This is a genomic window from Synechococcus sp. CC9311 (assembly GCF_000014585.1).
Lineage (GTDB): Bacteria > Cyanobacteriota > Cyanobacteriia > PCC-6307 > Cyanobiaceae > Synechococcus_C.
This window is the reverse complement of sequence record NC_008319.1, coordinates 2,410,660-2,430,967: the sequence shown is the minus strand read 5'-3', so window position 1 is coordinate 2,430,967 and position 20,308 is coordinate 2,410,660. Positions and strand designations below refer to the sequence as shown.

The 20,308-nt window shown below is 51.3% G+C and carries 20 protein-coding genes; 6 read left to right on the top strand and 14 right to left on the bottom strand.

Annotated elements, in window-relative coordinates; all coding sequences use genetic code 11:
* Together SYNC_RS12685 and SYNC_RS12680 are read left to right on the top strand one after the other, a co-directional pair.
* Positions 1-3,270 (top strand): efflux RND transporter permease subunit, encoded by a 3,270-nt coding sequence (locus tag SYNC_RS12685; RefSeq protein ID WP_041426783.1) that lies wholly within the window; start codon positions 1-3, stop codon positions 3,268-3,270.
* 214 nt (positions 3,271-3,484) lie between these two features.
* On the top strand, positions 3,485-4,180 hold the full coding sequence (locus SYNC_RS12680; RefSeq protein ID WP_011620654.1) for a Crp/Fnr family transcriptional regulator: 696 nt from the start codon (positions 3,485-3,487) through the stop codon (positions 4,178-4,180).
* Positions 4,181-4,408: 228 nt separating this feature from the next.
* Here SYNC_RS12680 and SYNC_RS12675 read toward each other — a convergent pair whose 3' ends face one another.
* From SYNC_RS12675 to SYNC_RS12655, 5 genes are all read right to left on the bottom strand, one after another.
* Entirely contained in the window at positions 4,409-4,831 is a 423-nt protein-coding gene (locus tag SYNC_RS12675; RefSeq protein ID WP_237699232.1) for a transcriptional regulator, read from the bottom strand.
* A gap of 21 nt (positions 4,832-4,852) precedes the next feature.
* Positions 4,853-5,470, bottom strand: coding sequence for a hypothetical protein (locus tag SYNC_RS14850; protein ID WP_041426780.1), 618 nt, complete (start codon positions 5,468-5,470; stop codon positions 4,853-4,855).
* 135 nt (positions 5,471-5,605) lie between these two features.
* Positions 5,606-5,890 (bottom strand): hypothetical protein, encoded by a 285-nt coding sequence (locus SYNC_RS12665; RefSeq protein ID WP_148201916.1) that lies wholly within the window; start codon positions 5,888-5,890, stop codon positions 5,606-5,608.
* Between the two features lie 2 nt (positions 5,891-5,892).
* Positions 5,893-6,459 (bottom strand): hypothetical protein, encoded by a 567-nt coding sequence (locus tag SYNC_RS14845; protein WP_167897246.1) that lies wholly within the window; start codon positions 6,457-6,459, stop codon positions 5,893-5,895.
* Positions 6,460-6,698: 239 nt separating this feature from the next.
* Entirely contained in the window at positions 6,699-7,100 is a 402-nt protein-coding gene (locus SYNC_RS12655; RefSeq protein WP_011620651.1) for a hypothetical protein, read from the bottom strand.
* A gap of 307 nt (positions 7,101-7,407) precedes the next feature.
* Between SYNC_RS12655 and SYNC_RS15195 the strand changes: the two genes are divergently transcribed.
* Complete coding sequence (locus SYNC_RS15195) at positions 7,408-7,536, top strand: hypothetical protein (RefSeq protein WP_255321989.1); 129 nt, start codon at positions 7,408-7,410, stop codon at positions 7,534-7,536.
* A 92-nt stretch (positions 7,537-7,628) separates the two neighbouring features.
* Here SYNC_RS15195 and SYNC_RS12650 read toward each other — a convergent pair whose 3' ends face one another.
* The 4 genes from SYNC_RS12650 to SYNC_RS14445 all read right to left on the bottom strand — a co-directional run bounded on the left by SYNC_RS12650 (position 7,629) and on the right by SYNC_RS14445 (position 10,229).
* Entirely contained in the window at positions 7,629-8,051 is a 423-nt protein-coding gene (locus SYNC_RS12650; protein WP_237699232.1) for a transcriptional regulator, read from the bottom strand.
* 21 nt (positions 8,052-8,072) lie between these two features.
* Positions 8,073-8,690 carry a hypothetical protein gene (locus SYNC_RS14840; RefSeq protein ID WP_041426780.1) on the bottom strand — a complete coding sequence of 206 codons (618 nt, stop codon included), beginning with the start codon at positions 8,688-8,690 and terminating at the stop codon, positions 8,073-8,075.
* Between the two features lie 239 nt (positions 8,691-8,929).
* Entirely contained in the window at positions 8,930-9,334 is a 405-nt protein-coding gene (locus tag SYNC_RS14450; protein ID WP_148201915.1) for a hypothetical protein, read from the bottom strand.
* Between the two features lie 403 nt (positions 9,335-9,737).
* Positions 9,738-10,229 (bottom strand): hypothetical protein, encoded by a 492-nt coding sequence (locus SYNC_RS14445; RefSeq protein WP_148201914.1) that lies wholly within the window; start codon positions 10,227-10,229, stop codon positions 9,738-9,740.
* A gap of 217 nt (positions 10,230-10,446) precedes the next feature.
* On the opposite strand from SYNC_RS14445, the gene SYNC_RS12635 reads away from it, so the two are divergent.
* Positions 10,447-10,980 (top strand): ecotin family protein, encoded by a 534-nt coding sequence (locus tag SYNC_RS12635; RefSeq protein ID WP_167897243.1) that lies wholly within the window; start codon positions 10,447-10,449, stop codon positions 10,978-10,980.
* Between the two features lie 145 nt (positions 10,981-11,125).
* Here SYNC_RS12635 and SYNC_RS12630 read toward each other — a convergent pair whose 3' ends face one another.
* The 3 genes from SYNC_RS12630 to SYNC_RS12620 form a co-directional block, all read right to left on the bottom strand.
* Positions 11,126-12,943 carry a hypothetical protein gene (locus SYNC_RS12630; RefSeq protein ID WP_011620640.1) on the bottom strand — a complete coding sequence of 606 codons (1,818 nt, stop codon included), beginning with the start codon at positions 12,941-12,943 and terminating at the stop codon, positions 11,126-11,128.
* A gap of 447 nt (positions 12,944-13,390) precedes the next feature.
* Complete coding sequence (locus SYNC_RS12625) at positions 13,391-15,289, bottom strand: CHASE2 domain-containing protein (protein ID WP_011620637.1); 1,899 nt, start codon at positions 15,287-15,289, stop codon at positions 13,391-13,393.
* Between the two features lie 14 nt (positions 15,290-15,303).
* Complete coding sequence (locus tag SYNC_RS12620) at positions 15,304-15,840, bottom strand: cyclic nucleotide-binding domain-containing protein (protein WP_011620636.1); 537 nt, start codon at positions 15,838-15,840, stop codon at positions 15,304-15,306.
* A gap of 60 nt (positions 15,841-15,900) precedes the next feature.
* Here SYNC_RS12620 and SYNC_RS12615 point away from each other — a divergent pair, with 60 nt between their 5' ends.
* The gene (locus SYNC_RS12615) at positions 15,901-16,224 is read left to right on the top strand and encodes a DUF3307 domain-containing protein (RefSeq protein WP_011620635.1); all 324 of its coding nucleotides are present in this window, start codon (positions 15,901-15,903) and stop codon (positions 16,222-16,224) included.
* 336 nt (positions 16,225-16,560) lie between these two features.
* On the opposite strand, the gene speA is transcribed toward SYNC_RS12615, so the two are convergent.
* The gene (gene speA / locus SYNC_RS12610) at positions 16,561-18,495 is read right to left on the bottom strand and encodes a biosynthetic arginine decarboxylase (RefSeq protein WP_011620634.1); all 1,935 of its coding nucleotides are present in this window, start codon (positions 18,493-18,495) and stop codon (positions 16,561-16,563) included.
* A gap of 115 nt (positions 18,496-18,610) precedes the next feature.
* On the opposite strand from speA, the gene ndk reads away from it, so the two are divergent.
* Positions 18,611-19,069, top strand: a complete 459-nt coding sequence (gene ndk / locus SYNC_RS12605) for a nucleoside-diphosphate kinase (protein WP_011620633.1) — start codon at positions 18,611-18,613, stop codon at positions 19,067-19,069.
* Between the two features lie 74 nt (positions 19,070-19,143).
* Here the strand turns inward: ndk and thiO are convergent, their stop codons facing one another.
* A complete protein-coding gene (gene thiO / locus SYNC_RS12600; protein WP_041427144.1) occupies positions 19,144-20,244 on the bottom strand; it encodes a glycine oxidase ThiO in 1,101 nt (366 codons plus the stop codon).
* Positions 20,245-20,308: the final 64 nt, after the last annotated feature.

Below are 20,308 nucleotides of genomic sequence, written 5' to 3'. Positions count from 1 at the left end.
ATGTCATTTGCTGATCCTTTTATAAAAAGACCCGTTCTTACGAGTGTTTGTAGCATCGCAATTTTTATTGCTGGCTTGGTTTTTGTTCAAACGCTGCCAATTGAATTTGTGCCAGATGTTGCACCATCTCAAATACGAATTTCTGCTAATTATCCTGGTGGAAATGCCAGCATTGTCGAGAAATCAGTCACTGATCAATTAGAGGATTTACTCTCCGATACTCCTGGTGTTGATTACTTAATCTCTAGTTCAACTTCAAATTCCAGTACCATACAGATGTATTTGGCGCCGGAAACCTCTGCGGATACGGCCATGTTGGATGCGCAAAATCGCATTCAAAAAGGGTTGCAAAACCTGCCACAGGTTACGCAAGATCAAGGTGTGAGTGTTAGCCAATCTACCGACACTACCCTTAGCGGTTATATGATTACATCTGATCAAGGACAATATGATTCAGCATATCTTGCGACTTTGATCGAAGATAATTTGAAGAAGCAGATTCAACTCATTAATGGTGTAGGTACGGTCACTATTTATCCAGCAGATTCTCGATTTCAGGTGTTTCTGGACCCCGATTTGCTTAAATCCTATGATCTCACAGCTAAAGAAGTTTCGCAAAAAATAATATCACAAAATTCCCCATCATCAGCCGGTAGTGTCGGAGCACCCTATTTGAGTGATGATGCTTCCTACTCTTATCCTGTACTGGTTAAAGACGGTGGATATATTCAGACAGTAGAGGAATTTGAAAATCTTGCGGTGAGAACATCTCCATCCGGTGCACTGATTCGTTTGAAGGACATCGGTAAGGTTGAATACATTTCAGACCCAACTTTCTCCTTGAAGACCTTAAATGGTTACCCTGCAAGCTATATCAATATAAATCAGAAATCTGGCAGTAATGCTGTACAGGTTGCTAGAGGTATAGAGAGGGTTGTTGATGATTTTAAAAAAATAGCCCCTCCAGGCATTGAGGTTGTGCAGATGCAGAACCAAAAATCTTTCATCTTAGATTCCATTGAAAATGTAACTGATGCCCTTGGGTTGGCCGTCATTTTGGTCTTGGTAACGCTTGTATTGTTTCTGAAAAAGTGGCGAACAGTATTGATTCCTGCTTTGGCTATTCCAGTGGCCATTGTTGGCACTTTTCTGTTTCTAGGTTTGTTTGGTTTTACTTTGAACTTTTTGACCTTGACGGGGCTTGTTCTTGCCACTGGTTTGGTGGTGGATGATGCGATCTTGGTGGTTGAGTCTGTGGCCAAGAATATGGAGGCAGGTATGTCTCCAAAACAAGCCGCAATCTCCACCATGAATGAGCTTTCTGGTGCTGTCGTTTCTACATCTCTGGTCTTGATCACTTTGTTTCTGCCAGTGACTTTGGTTGCTTCATCTGTTGGAAAGATTTATCAGCAGTTTGCCGTTACGATTATTTTTGCGATTGCAATATCTACATTTAATGCTTTAACATTTTCGCCAATGATGGCGGGTTTGATACTGCTTCCTGGAGATCAAAAAACTGCATCTAAATGGGTGACTGGAATAGGGGGATTAATAGTTGGTGCTCTATTTGGCATGTTCACTCGTGCAAACTTTGGAGATCTGATTGTACCAATAGCGATTGCTTTCTTTGGAGTTGCTGGCTTCTATTTAACTAAGGTTTTCCAGGCGTTTGAATCTTTGTATAGCGCTCTTGAAAATAGGTTTGCAGTGGTTTTGAAGTATTTGATTCAAAATTATGTTGTTGTCTCTGCGTGCTTGGTTCCCGCTTTCATGATCACGTTCTTCTTGTTCAACTCAACTCCAACAGGTTTGATCCCTCAAGAAGATACGAATATCTTGGTTGGTTCAATGCAGTTAACTTCAGGTTCATCTCTCCCAGCAACTGCAAAGGTTGCTGAGCAGGCTGCGTCTATTTTGCAAAAAGATCAGCAATCGAAAGACTCTGCTATTGACAATGCAGTTGTCATAGCTGGTTCAGGCAGCACGGAAAGTATTACGGTTTTTGCCTCTCTTAAACCTCTTGAGGATCGTCCTCTGAAATTGCAAGGTGCAGATGCACAGCAGCTAGCTCTTGGAGCAAAATTATCATCTTTGCCAACTGCCTTCCCGCCACAGCTTTTTCAGCCACCCATGATTAATGTTGCACAAAATTCTTCGATTAATATGTTGCTTGTTGATAGAAGTAATAGGTCCTACACGTTTGAAGAATTAAATGAGTTTGCCCAACGCTTCCGAGAATCGGCTCAAAAAGATTCCTCGATTGCCAGTATTATTACGACATTTGCTCCGGACTCTCCTGCTTATGAGTTGACGATTAATCGTTCTAAGCTTTCTTCCCTTGGGGTTGATTTTGATAAAGCGATGAGTGTTTTGCTTGAACTAGCAGGCGGTTCTAGAGTGAATCAAACATCAATCAGTGGTGGTGTTAAAGACGTTCAAATCATTAGTGATTCAAGAGGGAGGCGCGAAATTGATGATCTTTTGAATTATTCCGTGAAGTCAGAGACGACCGGTGAGATGGTTAAAATAAGACAATTTGCGGAAGCTGAATTAATTAGCGCTCCTCCATCAATCGATCATTTCAGTTTTAATCGTTCAGTTAGATTCTCGATTCAGCCTAAGGCTGGATTTTCGCAAGGCCAAGTAATTAGTCGCCTTGAGAAAATATTTGCTGAAAGTGATTTCAAGAATCTTGATTATGAATTTGATGGCCTAGCTCGAACACAGGTTGAGTCCGGTGGTCAGATTTTGATGTTGTTTGCCTTGGCTGGTTTGGCAGTGTTTTTGATTTTGTCTGCAACGTATGAAAGCTATATTACGTCTACTACGATTTTATTAACTGTTCCTCTTGCCATATTGGGAAGTCTGGTTTTTGTTAAAATGAGGTCTATGGATATTAATATATTTTCTCAGGTGGGCTTGCTCATGCTGATTGGCCTTGCTGCAAAGAATGCCATTCTTGTTGTTGAATTTGCTGATCAGGGTATGGCTAATGGCTTGGAGGCGGCTCAAGCAGCTCTCGAAGCTGCAAAATCTAGATTACGCCCGATTCTAATGACATCCATTGCTTCTTTGGCAGGTTTCTTGCCCCTCGTGGTTGCAAGGAATGCAGGAGCAAATGCTCAGCAGTCGATTGGCACGGTTGTGTTCGGCGGCCTTCTCGTGGGAACCATTCTTTCTTTAGGTGTGGTCCCTTCTGTCTATGTTTTTATCAAAGGTTTGGAAGCACGTTGGTTTAAACACTCTTTGCCAGATACTTCTGAAAACTGATATTGATCTTTGCGCGCCTCTCGCTGCAAGCAAACGAACACCAGCTTCTTAATAGCACCCGCTTAGATGTTGTTGGTGCTTGATGTTGCGACTTTTTAGCCATGGTCCTGTCGTTGTTTTCTAAATACTTTCCTATCGCGTGACAGGCTGGAGTCTTCGCTGAGTCATCATTGATTGGTTGAACGGCCGTTGTCTCTTTTGCTTTGCGTTTGTGATGCTGCCACTTTCTGTCTCTGAATTGGCTGAAATGCCGACGTTTAACTCCCTGGAAGAGATTCATCTATCACAGTTGCTCGATAGGCACCGGGAGACTTCCCATCAGCCTGATCAAGTCATTGTGATGGAACAGGACTGGGGGGAGTCTTTGTTTTTGATCCGGACAGGATTGGCCAAAGTGCGGACCTACTCTGTCGATGGAGACGAGGTGGTGATGTCGCTGCTGGGGGCGGGTGACATTTTTGGTGAGATGGCTGCCCTTGATCGCGCCGCTCGTTCGGCTGATGTGGTTGCTCTCACGCCGCTTCGATTGGTCAAGCTACGCGCTGCACCGTTTAGTGCCCTTCTGACGAGTCAGCCAGGATTTGCCTTGGCTTTGGCAAGGCTTGAAGCCTCAAGACTGAGGGATCTCAATCAACGCTTTGTATTGCAGAGTGCTGACGCAACGACGCGTCTCTTGGACGCCCTGGCCTATTTGGCTCGTAAGAGTTCAGCTGCCAATGATCCACAGGCAGCGATTCCTGTTTTAGCGCAACGAGAAATTGCCTTGCTCGCCGGGTTGGCTCGAGAGACAGCGTCTCGCACTCTGAGTAAGTTGCGCACTCGCGGGACTGTTGTCGCTGCGGAGGACGGGGCGTACACGATTGCTGACCTTAAACCACTGGTGCGTCGTGGATTATTGCCATCTGTTTAGAAATTACTGCTAGTTATTCGGTCATGTTTCTCAAGCATTTTGTTCTTGGCTGATATGAAGTTTGTCTGTTGATTTCCTTTGTGTGTTTAAATCTGTGTTTCAAAGATCCTTGCGCGTAATGCGTATTCATCTCTTGCTAAGGTGAATTTTAAGTGATGGTTGATGTTGTTTTTCGTTTCGAAATCAGTCGATTCAATGCTCAAGACGATGAGTATTAATCGATGCCGATCAGCGGGGGAGGCCATTTCCTGGAGGGCCGTTGTAAATCTGTTGCGTAATGGCTCGTCCATCTGGTGCCACCTTGAGGATGGTGACGATGGTGGGAGGAGTGCCTGATTCTTGCCAGCCAGGAGCACCACCAGGGAAGTGAAAAACCATGCCTGAGGCATCCTTTTGAGCCAGGCAGCGGTTGTTGATTGAGCTGTCAAACATGCAGCGTGCGGGTCGGTATTGATTGAGTCCACCGTTGAGTCGAATGGCGGTGCCCCTTGCGAGGTTGAAACCACGTTTGACCGCCAGTGGATCGCTGGCTGGTGCGGGCGTTATCGCAGGGGCCTGGGCGAAGGCCTGCGCAGAACTCGATCGAAGGAAAAGATCGGAGGAGAAACCTCCCAAGCCAAGGAGGGCGACGAGGACAGTGTTTCGGATCATGGGAAATCGTGAGATCAGGTATCAGAAGGCATAGGGAGCAGGAGCGTAGGTGGCAGGGGCCTGAGCAGCAGGCGCCATACCGGCAGAGGGCTGGCTGTAGGCGGGGTGAAGTGCAGGTTGTTGAATCTGTTGGCGTTGCATCAGCGTGTAAGGCTGACCGCCCTGGTTGGCGTATCCGGACTGCATGGCCTGTTGCTGCTGGAGTTGAAGCTTGAGCAGCTCAATTTGCTGCTGTTGCTTCATCAGGGCGAGTTCTGCCTTGAGGCTGATGGACGCTGGCTTGGGTTGAGGCTTCTGTTGCTTTTGCCTGTTGAAAATCAGGCCGGTGAGCAAGTTGCCGCCGAGGTTGAGGAGTTGGGTTTGGGTGCCATGTTGCCGATTGCGGGCGGCTTCTTTTCCTGCCCAGTCGCGATGTTCAGAGCAGTCGCGCAGGCGGCCGTGAACGCCTGCGGCACCATCGTGAATGGCGAGGGAACCGGAGTCGCAACCACCAAGGTTCCCGAAGGAGTCATAGACGTCGGCGCGAACGGCAGGAGCGGTGAGGGAGAGCAGGGAGGCACCTGCAGCGAGGGAGGCAGCGGCGAGACGGAGCGAGGTCATGGTGTTGGGGCTGTGAGTGAGGAGTGGCTTGTCGGCCATGAACTCAAGATCTCTCGGTTAGACGTTTGTTGTGATGACAAGGGTCTCAGCGATCTGTGATCTTGCTCACAGGCTGGGACGGGGATGAAAAAAGCCCTGTTATTTCCAGGGCTGAAGCGCACTGATGGCTTGTGCTCAGTTGAGGTTCAGATGGATCGATGCACCTTCCCTTTCGCCGCTGGTTGTTGTGGTTTTGGTGGTGATCCTGGGTAGCAGCATGCCGAAGGAGGTGCACTGCTCTCTGTTGCAAATACGGGCTTGGATACCTTGTCCTTCATCGGACAGGGTGGCCTGGAAGGTCTGGGCCCGGGCGCCAGGTACGAGGCTGATGGTCAGGAGGCCTGCTGCCAGGGTGATGGTGGAGAGCTTGGTGATCACGGTTTGCATTCCGTCAGACGTCTTGGGTTGGGAGGGGCGCACCGTCAGTGGTAGGGGGCGTAGCCGCGCTGCGGATAGGCCGGACGGACCTGGGGGTAGGCGGGTGCCTGTTGGACGTAATGGACTAGTTGCCCCTGGTTGGCGTATCCGGACTGCATGGCCTGTTGCTGCTGGAGTTGAAGCTTGAGCAGCTCAATTTGCTGCTGTTGCTTCATCAGGGCGAGTTCTGCCTTGAGGCTGATGGATGCTGGCTTGGGTTGAGGCTTCTGTTGCTTTTGCCTGTTGAAAATCAGGCCGGTGAGCAAGTTGCCGCCGAGGTTGAGGAGTTGGGTTTGGGTGCCATGTTGCCGATTGCGGGCGGCTTCTTTTCCTGCCCAGTCGCGATGTTCAGAGCAGTCGCGCAGGCGGCCGTGAACGCCTGCGGCACCATCGTGAATGGCGAGGGAACCGGAGTCGCAACCACCAAGGTTCCCGAAGGAGTCATAGACGTCGGCGCGAACGGCAGGAGCGGTGAGGGAGAGCAGGGAGGCACCTGCAGCGAGGGAGGCAGCGGCGAGACGGAGCGAGGTCATGGTGTTGGGGCTGTGAGTGAGGAGTGGCTTGTCGGCCATGAACTCAAGATCTCTCGGTTAGACGTTTGTTGTGATGACAAGGGTCTCAGCGATCTGTGATCTTGCTCACAGGCATCAAAACCATTGCAGTACGGATGCTTTTCAGATCTGGGAGCTGAGAGCCTCGGCCATCAAAAAGCCCCCACAGGAGTGAGGGCTGTTGATACCTTTTTCATTAATTCCTCTGCAATCAGCGCCTTACTCGATGAATTGATGCATGACGCGTCTATGTGATTTGTTTAAAAGTTATCAAAATATGGATCGTGTTGATCTATCTGTTGTTGTATTTCTTGTTGCCAAATAGGTGTGCTGTTGTCTGGAATTGGCTGAGGGCAACCTCTCACTCCGCAAGGATTTGGAAGGGCAACTTGCTCATCATCAAAATCTTCATATCCTCCTTCCGCGCCAATGCTTTGATGACCATAATCATCTCCTTGCGATGGTGAGCGACCTCCCATTTGGCCACTGCCGGTATTCAGGATTATGGCGAGAGGATCTACGACGGATTCAATGACCCTATGAGGTCTTTTAATCGCAGCTTTAGTCGCTGCGACTGGATCGCACAAGAAACAAGCTTTTGCTGATTGTGGAAGAGCAGGAATTGAGAGACCGGTGATGAGAAGACCAAGTAAAAGTTTCATGGAGGATGCCCTGAAATGTGAAGACCCCAATACCATCACCCAGATGTTGATCATCTATCAGTGATGTCACTCATGTAGTGCTGTGATGTTGGTCACAGTGTCTTGGTCTGGATGTTGGTCCTATTGATGTGAGCGTTGATCAATCGAACCTTCGATGGCGCAGTCGTTCCGAAACTGTCGTTGCAGCTTGTGTTGATGCCAAGCGTTTCGCGAACTGGATGATGGGTGAGGTAGCCATCTCGATGAATGGCAATTTCTAGAATTACGTTCAGTTCAGTTCTCTTTTCTGTCTGAATCGGTTGTAGAGATGATCCAGTCGATTGGTGACGGCAAGATCAAGAAGGTGATTCGTTTCGTGTTTCTTGCTGTTCACCCGGAATGGGCGGAAGGTTGCGGCGGCGGAAACCCCAGAGAGCAGGGTTTCTTTGTGGTTTAACGCGTGGGAATCGCGGTGATTATTCCAATTCCACAGTGGCCAGTCAGAGTCTGAGTGCACAGCGGACAAAGATGAGTTTTAAGCCTCGCCGATCAGCGGGGGAGGCCATTTCCTGGAGGGCCGTTGTAAATCTGTTGCGTAATGGCTCGTCCATCTGGTGCCACCTTGAGGATGGTGACGATGGTGGGAGGAGTGCCTGATTCTTGCCAGCCAGGAGCACCACCAGGGAAGTGAAAAACCATGCCTGAGGCATCCTTTTGAGCCAGGCAGCGGTTGTTGATTGAGCTGTCAAACATGCAGCGTGCGGGTCGGTATTGATTGAGTCCACCGTTGAGTCGAATGGCGGTGCCCCTTGCGAGGTTGAAACCACGTTTGACCGCCAGTGGATCGCTGGCTGGTGCGGGCGTTATCGCAGGGGCCTGGGCGAAGGCCTGCGCAGAACTCGATCGAAGGAAAAGATCGGAGGAGAAACCTCCCAAGCCAAGGAGGGCGACGAGGACAGTGTTTCGGATCATGGGAAATCGTGAGATCAGGTATCAGAAGGCATAGGGAGCAGGAGCGTAGGTGGCAGGGGCCTGAGCAGCAGGCGCCATACCGGCAGAGGGCTGGCTGTAGGCGGGGTGAAGTGCAGGTTGTTGAATCTGTTGGCGTTGCATCAGCGTGTAAGGCTGACCGCCCTGGTTGGCGTATCCGGACTGCATGGCCTGTTGCTGCTGGAGTTGAAGCTTGAGCAGCTCAATTTGCTGCTGTTGCTTCATCAGGGCGAGTTCTGCCTTGAGGCTGATGGACGCTGGCTTGGGTTGAGGCTTCTGTTGCTTTTGCCTGTTGAAAATCAGGCCGGTGAGCAAGTTGCCGCCGAGGTTGAGGAGTTGGGTTTGGGTGCCATGTTGCCGATTGCGGGCGGCTTCTTTTCCTGCCCAGTCGCGATGTTCAGAGCAGTCGCGCAGGCGGCCGTGAACGCCTGCGGCACCATCGTGAATGGCGAGGGAACCGGAGTCGCAACCACCAAGGTTCCCGAAGGAGTCATAGACGTCGGCGCGAACGGCAGGAGCGGTGAGGGAGAGCAGGGAGGCACCTGCAGCGAGGGAGGCAGCGGCGAGACGGAGCGAGGTCATGGTGTTGGGGCTGTGAGTGAGGAGTGGCTTGTCGGCCATGAACTCAAGATCTCTCGGTTAGACGTTTGTTGTGATGACAAGGGTCTCAGCGATCTGTGATCTTGCTCACAGGCATCAAAACCATTGCAGTACGGATGCTTTTCAGATCTGGGAGCTGAGAGCCTCGGCCATCAAAAAGCCCCCACAGGAGTGAGGGCTGTTGATACTTTTTTCATTAATTCCTCTGCAATCAGCGCCTTACTCGATGAATTGATGCATGACGCGTCTATGTGATTTGTTTAAAAGTTATCAAAATATGGATCGTGTTGATCTATGCCTCTTTGCCACATAGGTGTGGTGCGATACGAAGGATTGTGAAGGTAGCTTCCAGTAATTTGTTTTGGAAGAATGAGACCATCGTCGTCATAATCATCATCGCCTTCATATCCTTCATATCCTCCTTCCGCGCCAATGCTTTGATGACCATAATCATCTCCTTGCGATGGTGAGCGACCTCCCATTTGGCCACTGCCGGTATTCAGGATTATGGCGAGAGGGTCTACGACGGATTCAATGACCCTATGAGGTCTTTTAATCGCAGCTTTAGTCGCTGCGACTGGATCGCACAAGAAACAAGCTTTTGCTGATTGTGGAAGAGCAGGAATTGAGAGACCGGTGATGAGAAGGCCAAGTAGAAGTTTCATGGAGGATGCCCTGAAATATGAAGACCCCAATACCATCACCCAGATGTTGATCATCTATCAGTGATGTCACTCATGTAGTGCTGTGATGTTGGTCACAGTGTTTGGAAATCCTGGTATGACTGGAGTTTGGGGCTGGGTTGTAGTGGATGAGAAGCAGAGAGCGTGTGGTGTTTTAAGTGTCGTGGGTATGGACGAAGTGGATTTTGGTTAATCGTTAATCGCGTTGGATAGGATTGCGGAGTAAAAGGAATGCTGATTTTTTAGTTGAGATGCTTTGCAGCGAAGCAACGGGGCTGTTTGTTGTTGATTGTGAAGGAGAGGGTGAAGCGTTCTGACTGTGGATCAAGAGCAAAGAAAAACCCCAGCGTTGAGCTGGGGTTTTTGTTGAGGCGTTTGCTGGAGATCAAAAAGTAGTGTTGTGATGGTAAATGGGAATAACACCACCGCCGTAACCATGGGTCGGTTGTGGGATTTGATTTGGGCAGGGAGAAGTGATACAGAAAACAGGGCCACCAGGAATGTCATGGCCAGGATGTGTTGTGTTTGTTGGACGTGGATAACGAACTCGTTCCGGTCGAATTTTTTGGTTAGTTGGTTTGTAGCCGCACTGTGGTAAAAGTGCCATGCAAGTTACATTAGGTCTGAGGCCTGTTTGGACAGAATTATGTTTGAGTAAAGCGTTCAATAAACCGGCTTGAGCTTTTTTTGTTAGCACGGCCTCATTGCCAACCAGGAACGAGGCCATGATTACGGCGGTGGAAAAAGAAAGAGTGAGTGTCTTATTCATGGATTTGTGCAGGTGAGGATGTGTTGGAGAGGAAAGATTTTGAAAGAATTTCCTGTTGATGAGTTCAGCATTGCCTGCGATGAGGAGGGAGTCGATGACAGCAGTCAAGAGAAGCTGTGATGTTGATCACAGTGTTCGGAAAACTTGTTATGACAGGATTTGTTGGTTAACAAATGATGATTAATGAATCTATGCTTTAGGCAAAAAAATGTTTCTTGCTTGCGCTTTCGTCGTAGGAATAGTCGGGATGGCTTTATCAGCTGCCCCCGCTGATTCGGCTAAGAGCCCTGAAGGACATGTTGATCAGTCTTCAAAGAGAGCTGCGTTGGACTGTCCCAAGTCCAAACAGAGAAAAGCCATCATGAATGTGGTTGGCGGATTGCCTTATGACCCACGCCCTCGCTCGCAGATCGTGCGGTGTGAATTGCACAAGCTTTTGCCTGAGCATCCGGATCAGCAGAGGTACTTAATCCAATCGCTTTCTCAACCCGGTTTTGTTCCTCCGGGTTCGCTTGAGCTTCGAGCTGGGATCACAACCACAGACAATTGCAATCGATTTGGATCGAAAGGTCGGCTTAAGCTTGACGCTCGTGTGCAATCGAAGGGACATCAGTTCTGGAGCGTTCAATTGGCTTCTGGCCAAGACAGGGGCTTGCGAGGAGTGTCGTTTTTTCAAACACTCAAGCTGTGCCCCAATCAACCCAAGGTGGAGCGCCACGTTTGGTTGCCAGGTTCACCTGTTGTTGTTTCACAGAGAGGGAGTCAATCCCTGGTGGTGGATTTGCCGCAGGGATGGATCCTCCAGTGGAGACCATGGGGTCTAGAGACTTGGGCCACGGCGGTGCCATTGCGCGAATGATTTGTCTCTAATGCTTGTTGTCCTTAAGATTAATACTTGCGAGTGGCGCTAAATAGATGAAGTGGATTTTATGGGCTGATTACTCTTTTTTCTAAGTTGCCTGTTCTGTTGCATAAGGCTTTGACATGCTAGGGGTTTACGGGAATTAGCTTTCAGAAGACGAGGTGGAAATCACTACCGGTGATGTACTGATAGCTGTGCCATTGCTATCAACAACGGGAAAGTTTTGGCATGAGGGTTCGCTAGGTTCTGTAACTACGAATCGTGTTGCTTCGCTTAAAGGTACGAAATCAGGGAAGTAGCCGTTAGCGGTTGCTTGGCAAACGTAGGTCGTAGTCACAGCCTGGTCTTCTTCTTCTTCTTCTTCTGCCTCTTCTTCTTCTTTCGGTAACTTGTTATCGGGTACGACGAGGCTATTAGCGCCTCGTAGGCGGGGATAAGGTTTGCGTGCTGCAACAAGCCAATCTGATCCAAGAATCGCTAATAGCTCTTGATTCGGCAAGCCATAGAGCTCTTGATAGATCAAGCCGATGACGTGGCTTTCTGGCAAAAGGTTTTGCCCGCTCATATTGTCGAGCACGAGTTGGGCAAATTGTTCTCGAGACATTGCATTACGGCTGAGTAGATTTCCATCAGCATCAAAAACAGCTTCTTCTCCGGATCGGAGGGTAATGCCTGATTCCTGATCCGAGGGCTCATTGGCCAGAGCGCCAGACGCTGTTGTGATGAGTGGTCTGACCATGGACGCATCACCCCCTAACGCCAGCTGTATTGGACGACCTGTTTTGAATTCATTGAATTCAGCTGATTGCCAGGGAATTGGGGTAGTCCGCGTGGGCTGAATGTTGGGGTCGTTAACGAATCCTCCGTTGGTGCCGAAGCGATAGCTGATCTGCCCGCCGATGACGGTGTCAAGGAGCTCGTCGTATTGACCATAAGCCGAGAGGCTGACACTCTCGCCGACGGGAACGTTGAGTCCGATTCTGCCTCCGCCATAGGTGTTGCCGATTCCATGCATCACATAGGGAGATAGAGAGAGAAGAACAGATTGTTCACCAAGATCGATGATGGGAACTCCTATTTGACCGATTGCAAATCCGAGGTTGTTTTCGCAATCATCAATAGGAATCCCCCCTGTGACACCAAATTGCCAGCGTTTTTTCTGCCATTGCCCTCCGAGGGCGAGCTGGGAATGAACGCATTGAGACGTTTCCCAGGCGTCGTAGCCAACAAGAAGTGAGCTGATACTGCGATTGTTTGGGTTGAACCACTTGTATCCGAATTCAGTGCTCGCTCCCCAGGAGCTATCGAAATTGCTGCTTGCTGTGGAGTAATTATAAAGAAGTTTGCTGCCTTCGCTTTGACGGAGAGGTAAGAAGAAAGAGGCTTCCCCAAGGATGAGACCTGCCGCCTGCCCGAGTGTGCTCCCACTGGCATTGCTGCCCCAGGCACTTGAGCCAAAGCCGATCACAGGGTTGAGACGGGGGTACTGTTCAAGAATGTCTGGGCTGTTTTGATCGGTTTCTTGTAATCCTTGATCGGAGATGATTGCTTCGCCACTCAAAACAGAAAGGCGATACCCACCTTCATCCAGGGCACTCAGAACATAAGTTGTGCCGCGAATTCCCAGCACCTTGGTTCCCAGGCAACTGTTTTGCGGCCCATTAATGAGAACCTGGCCTTTGTCGAGCCGGAAGCACTCTTCTCCGAGTTTGATCAGACTGTTATTTCCAAGAAATCCCAGGGCACGGCGATCAAACAGCAGCTCCGCTCGACTCTTCCCCGTACTGAGTTCCTGACCATTACCTGCAGTTTGATTTACTTGAGCGGGTGCTTTGTTAATAAAGACTTCCTTCCCGTCCAAGATTCTCTTGATCTTGGCGTTTTGAAATGGTGCAGCAGCAGCAGGCACGGTCAGTGCTGAAATTGCTAATAAGCCGAACAAACTTTGCCGCCAATTCATATTTTTTACCTGCCGTAAAATAACGATCGTGACAGTAAGTTGGTTGGATGAGTGGCTGCTTAAATATTGTGGAGTCTTCTCTGAGAGGTTTATGAGAATTGCCTAGGATCTTTTAGGGGATCATTGTCCTTCCCACAGAGGGTTTGCGTCGGAATTGAGGGGCACTCTGGTTGTAATGCTTTGCAGTTTGTTCGAGGCGTTGAGTTGTGTTCACCGCATCACCGATCACCATGTGAACTTTGCGGCATCTGTCCTTGATCTGTCATCTGATGAGTGGGCCCTATCTCGGAGCCATCACTGACGTCATGGGCTAAGTCTCTTTTTAAATGTCTTCCCTCAGCATTGATTTGCAGGTCAATCACTCAATGTCGTCGCTGTTGATGCAGCTTCTCCAGTTGCCTGCTGGCTTAGGCGCAAATACATCAGTTTTTATTCGCTGCCCTTCGCTTAGGTGTGAGTGCCTGGCTTTCGCAACGCATTGGTGGCGGTTTTTAGGGCGAACACACGTTGAGGCTCTTGTCCTCTGATCGGAAATTTACCGAGATCGTCCAGAGGCCATTGATTCTCGAGCAGCTCCGCCACGGCTTCGCTCATCACGATTGTGCGGTTGCATTGCTTTGCGATTTGTTCGAGACGACTGGCTGTGTTCACCGCATCTCCAATCACCGTGTAATCCATGCGAGTGCTGCTTCCAATATTGCCGCTCACGACCCACCCATAACTGAGAACAATCACTTGTGCCCAGGGCTCTTGTCCACTCGCAATCCACTCCTGATTCAGTTGTTCTAGGCGTTGCTGAATGGCGATCGCGGTCTCAATACCAGCCTCTGCATTCGCGGCGCAGCTGCGTTGGAGTGGAGCACCAAAGACGGCGAGCGTTGCATCTCCGATGAACTTATCAACGGTGCCTTGCTGAGCATGAACCGCATCGACAATCTCGCTGAAATAGGTATTGAGTCGGTTCACGAGTCCGTGGACTTCTCCCTTCTCCGTCATGGCTTGCGTAAAAGCTGTGAATCCACGGATGTCGCTCATCAGCACCACTACATCGACAAGCCGACCTTGCAGTAAGACATCGGCATTGTCTGGTTGGTCTGCGATTTCAGCGGCAACTGCTGGGGACAGATAGCGTCCCAGTGTGTTGCGAAGTCGTCGGCGCTGCCATTGCAGCTTCACAGTTGCATCAGCGCTGGAGACGATTCCTGTGGCAAGGATGGTTAAAGCGATACTTCCGAGTGGAAGAACGACCCAGGCTTTGGTGATCAAAACCACTCCAATGAGGAGCGATCCGACGGTTGCGACCGCCGAAATGCCCAATCTTTGCAAGGGACGTTCCAAACCGCTGATGGCAAGTCCCAAACCACAGGTGAGGGCCGCGAGGATGAGGTTCCAACCAGGGATGGGTTGCACAAATTGGAGGCTGCGACCTTCAAGATGGTTGGCAACCTCAGTGGCATGAAGTTCAACTCCCGGCATCCCCACGGCGCCTGAGAAGACGCTGCGGTGAAGGTCTTGAAACACTGCTGCTGTAGGACCTATCAGCACTACTGCATCTTGGAGTTTTCCTGATTGTTGGAGTGCGGCATAGGCCTTTGGCTCAAGCAATTCCCAGATCGAAAGTGTGGGGATGGTGCGCGGTGGCCCATAAGGTGCCAGCAGTGGCACTCCTGTTTTTGGATTTGCCGGTGGCTTTTTCAAAATCTCTGATGCCATACCTGGCGGTACAGCTGGTCCAAGTTGCTTGCGTAAATTCAGGCTGGTGATGCCTGGGGGTTTGCGTAATACACCATCAGGATCTGGGCGGCCATTGAGTAGCCCACGTCTGATCAAAGGATGTGCGTCTTTCAACGTCGGGGTGAGGTCAAGCAAAGAAAGACCGGCGACAGGTCCTTCGCTGCTCAGGGCCTGAACACCTAAAACCACGCTGTTGACGTGACGTTGAAGGCTTGCAGCAAAGACAGCGTCGTCTTCCATGCCATGACTACTTGGAGTATCAAATAACAAATCGAATCCAATTGTTTTGGCCCCGCTATCGATCAGGCGGTCCAGCACCAGTGCGTAGGTGCTTCGAGGCCATGGCCATTCACGCAATTTTTGAAGTGCCGTGTCATCGCTGAGATCCGCGTTGTCTGCCTGTTGCAGGCTGAAATCGTCAATGGCGACAATCATCACTTTGTTCGGCACCCTTCTAGGACCGGAAAATTCCAGTGCCCAGTCCGTGAGCCACAGTTCCCCTTGACGCATTGCGTCTTGTCCGACTCCGCCTGCAATCGCGATTCCTCCGCTGAGGATCAGGATGGCGCTATTTGTTTTGAGCCAATGTTTGACCCCACGCACAGGTTTCATGTGTCGTTAGAGCCTCACTGGTGACAACGCTCCTCGATTCCTGCTAATTGTTTGGCGGCAGTCCGGAAACAACCTGCTTCGGCTTGTAATTGGTTCAGACATGTTTGGAGTTCAATTGCGTTGCCTTCAGAGAGAGCCTGGATCGAGTCCAACAGCAGCGTGATGAGCCGATTGCCTTGCTTGCAGCGGGCGCTGGTTAGGGCGAGCATTTCCAACGCAAGATCGCCATCAAAGAGGGCTAAGCGAAGCAGGGCATCCGCGTTGACTCGAATAATTTCTGCGGGACCTCGGTGTACTCGAACTGTTGCGCAGTGTCGGTTATTGCCTGATAGCCCCATCTCCCCAAGCATTTCCCCCGCTTTGACGCGGGCTAGCTCCCGTTGCAGGCCGATCTCCACGCTGAGCTCTCCACTCATGACCAGCAGGATTTCATCCGCATTTTTCTGCTTTTCGATGACAACATCCCCGCTGTCGTAAAGCTGGGATACGGCCTTGAGCTCTTTTAAGTGAGTGACCAGCAGCTCACTCAGTCGGGGTTGGACGCCCGCCATGCTGCAATCTTTGAACGGCCTCTTCTGCTATAGCGGCTGCAGCCTTAGTCGGCATCTGCGTTGGAATCACTCAATCTTCTGATCGTGTTAGTGCTTGCTCATTTCGTCTGCGATTTTGTGCTGCAGAGCGACCGCATGGCAGTTGAGAAGATTCCAGGACGCGACCGCACGCTGCATTGGAGTTGGTGGCTGGCTTCTCATGCTGCAACCCACGGGCTTGCTGTTGCTCTTCTGACTGGGATCCCCTTGCTTGGAGCTCTGGAAACGCTGATGCACGCCATCCTTGATTGGTTGAAAGGTCGTTATCGCTTCACTCTGGCCTGGGACCAGAGCCTTCATGTGCTCTGCAAGTTGATTTGGGTGTTGCTCTTGATCAGGATCTGAGATCGGGCATCTTGCTGTTACATCCTTGGCTGAACTGCAGATGTTGAACTCTCTAAACAACCCCCCATTCTTAATAGTTGCTCGACAGCCCTCGTGATCCTCCCATTCTCCTAATCAAGTGATCGTGCTGGAATAAGCCTGGTGCAATTCATTCTTCTTTCCTCGACCCAGCTCAACGCAATGAAACTGAGGGGTCTCCATTACTACTTTGCTTTGTACTGGGTTTATGGCAGACGATGGATCATTCACCGCTGATAAACACATTTCACTTGTACTTCGAAACTATTTTCCGGACTTGTTGCAGGCGATCTAGATCGTCGAACTGACAGTCTTCGCTCAGCCTTGTAAATAGGTGCTCTGGTGCAAACTGATTTCGAGATGATCCATCAGCCGCCTTGCTTCGCTGATGCGTAGCTGTCCGCTGCTGATTGCTTTCTCACTGGCCATGCGCAACCGTTCCAGCAGCTGATCTGGGTCATGTTCCATCATTTCCAGCACGTCGGCGTTGGTGTCGCCACGCACAACATGATCCACTTGGTAATCGCCACCAGGTGCCAGGCGAATGTGAGCGGCATCGGTGCTTCCGAACAGATTGTGCAGATTGCCCATTACCTCTTGGTAGGCACCACCTAAAAACATGCCGATCAAATATGGCTCGTTCAGTTTGAGCTGATGGAGTTCAAGGAGAGGTTTGTTTTGTCCATCATTGATGAAACGATTGAGCTTGCCGTCGGAGTCGCAGGTTAAATCGGCGAAATGTCCGAGACGTGTGGGCTGTTCGTTGAGACGATGCAGCGGCATCACGGGGAAGAGTTGTTGGATGGCCCAGGTATCTGGAGCGGAGCGAAAGATCGAAAGGTTGGCGTAGTAGGTCTCTGCCAAGACAGCCGGCAGGGTTTTGAGGTCGTCGGGTAGTTTTGCTACATCGTGTAGACGATCGAGCAAGGCCCTGGCGCATGCCCAGGTGAGTTGTTCTGCCATGCTTCGTTCTTTCAAGCTCAGATAGCCGAGCCGGAATGCTGCTAAAGCGTCTTCTTTGAACTTGAGCGCATCGTTCCAGGCTTCTTGCAGGCGAGATGGGTCAACAGGAGTTTCAGTGGGTAAGGCTTCGATGCCTTGAAGGGTTTCGCGCAGATTGCGAACGATCAGGGGTTCATCTCGTTCAATGGGAGGTGTTGGTTGTTGCAGGCCACCGCTACCGAGAACGTTGAATACGAGCACTGAGAAATGACTCGCGATTGCTCGACCGCTTTCGCTGATGAGCGTTGGCACGGGAACGTTGTTGGGTTCGCACCCCTCTTTCACGGTTGCGACAACATCATTGGCGTAGTTCTGCAGGGAGTAGTTGGTCGAGGCTGCCGTGGCTGTGCGACTTCCGTCGTAGTCGATTCCGAGACCACCTCCTACATCCAAGTAGCCCATCGGGGCACCAAGGGCATGCAGTTCCACATACAGGCGCGATGCTTCTTGTAAGGCATCTTTGACGACGACGATGTCATTGATTTGGCTGCCTACATGGAAATGAAGCAGGCGCAGTTCGCTGAGGAGGTTTGCGTCCCGTAGGGCCTCAACTGCGCCAATGATTTCGGGAGCAGGTAGCCCAAATTTCGCCTTATCCCCTACAGAGCTACCCCAACGTCCGGTGCTTCGGCTGGAGAGCCGAGCGCGAATGCCAATGAGCGGTGCGGCTCCAAGCTCCTGACTTGCATCGATGATGCGTTGCACTTCGTCCGGTTGTTCGATCACCACGACAGGCCTTCGGCCAAGCCGTCTGGCCAAAATCGCGGTTTCGATGTAGCGCTGATCTTTGTAGCCGTTACAGATCAGGAGGGCCTCAGGGTCGTCCATCAAAGAGAGAGCGATCAGGAGTTCGGCTTTGCTGCCTGCCTCTAAACCGAAATGCCAGCGCCTTCCGCAGGTCACCAGCTCTTCCACAACGTGGCGCTGTTGGTTGCACTTCACGGGGAAGACGCCTTGATAACGCCCCTCGTAGTCGTAGCGAGTAACCGCCCGTTCAAATGCAGCGTGCAGGCGTTCCAATCTGTCTTCAAGGATGTCGTCGAAGCGGATCAGGAGGGGGAGTCCAAGGCTGCGGTCCTGCAGGCCAGCCACCAGCTCCATCAGATCAAGGCTTCCGCCACGGTCTCCGCGTGGCTGCACGCTGACATGCCCGCGTGGATTGATTGAGAAATAAGGATCACCCCAACGCTCTAGCCCATAAAGCTGGGCGCTATCGCTCCCCGTCCAGGTGATGGAATCGGCGAGCACCATGGGGACGGAGATCAATCAGATGGTGGAAATCTAAGGAGCTTCATCCCCATTGCCAGTTTTGCGCTTGCCAATTAGGGCATCTGGCGTTGACGATGGCGACGGTTTTTTCAACGTTATGGCTGCCGAACGCTCTTTTATTGCTATCAAACCCGACGGCGTGCAACGTGGACTTGTGGGAGAGATCCTGGGTCGCTTTGAGCGTAAGGGTTTCAAGCTGGTGGGGCTGAAGCAGCTCACCCCAAGCCGTGAGCTGGCTGAACAGCACTACGGAGTGCACAAAGAGCGCCCCTTTTTTGGTGGTTTGGTGGACTTCATCACGTCAGGGCCTGTAGTGGCCATGGTTTGGGAGGGCGATGGCGTGATCACCAGCGCTCGCAAAATGATTGGCGCCACTAAGCCTTTGGAGGCTGAGCCTGGCACCATTCGTGGCGACTTGGCCATCAACATTGGCCGCAATGTGATTCACGGTTCTGATGCACCAGAAACTGCTGAATTTGAGATTGGGCTTTGGTTCAATCCCTCTGAATTGAGCGATTGGACGCCTTCTGATCAGACCTGGCGCGTCGAGGGCTGAGCGCTCTGCTCTCATCGGTTTCAGGATTGTTTGCTTGCCCTCGGGATGATTGCTCGGGGGCTTTTTTGAGTGACTTACTCACCAAAACGGTCCCAGCGGAACGCATGAAGCATCCTTTTGGCTTCAGAGCCTGTGGCTTGGTTAGTGATGGCGTCAGCCAACAGCTCTGTTGTAATTGCTGCTAGCAATACGCCATTGCGGTGATGGCCGCAGGCCAGCCAAAGCCCAGGGATTGGGCCTTGCCCCAGCAGTGGGCCCTCGTCCGGAGTGCAGGGACGAAACCCCCACCAACGCTCCATCGGTGGCCAGTTCACAGCATCGGGAAGCAGCGCAGCGATCCCTTGATTGAGACTTTGTTGCCCTTGGGGCGTCAACCCTTCATTGAAGCCAGCCTCTGGTTCTGAGGTGGCTCCTACGACCACCAGACCATCCTCCCGAGGGACTAAATAGGTGCCTGGCCCAAAGATCACGTGCCTCAGGGCGCCTCTTGGGGTCTGTAGAGACACCATCTGCCCCTTCACTGGAAACACCGGCAATTCAGGAAGAAGCTGGGCACTCCAGGCTCCGCTGCATAGAACGGCCGTTGTGCATTTCAGAGTCGAAAGCAGTCCTTCTGAATCACGGGTTCGAACGCCATGAAGGCGACCGTCATGTTTCATCAGGTTGAGAACCTCAACCCCTTCCTGAAAGTTCACGCCCCGGTCTACGCAAGCACTCTCTAAGGCGCGCATGAGTTGGCGGCGATTGTCGATTTGCCCGTCTTGGTCAAAAAGCAGACCGGCCTTCCAAGCCGGTGCGATGCCAGGTAGCAGCTGCTCGAGGCGTTCTCTGTTCAGGGCTTCGCCAAAGGCGGCGGTCGCATAACGATCTCGCTCCTTTGCATCCTCGAAGGGCACAACAATTCCTGTGGCGCGCAGGCCGCAGGGAAGCGCACTGTCGGCTTCAATCTGTGCCACCCAGCGGGGAATCCGCTCCAGGCTCAGTTGGCCAAGTCGCAAGAGATCGCCAGTCAACCCTTCGGCGTGGGGGGCCAGCATTCCAGCTGCGACAAACCCGGCGGCTTCGTTCCGCCGCCGGCTCAGCACGGTCACGGAACGTCCGCGCCGGGCCAGTTGATGGGCGATTGCCAGGCCCATGAGTCCGCCGCCAAGGATCAGCACTTGCTCATTGCTCATGATTGATTCAGCAGCTTCACCACGCCGAAGTTCTCTCAACAGGATGGCGTCTCCGTCTCTTCCA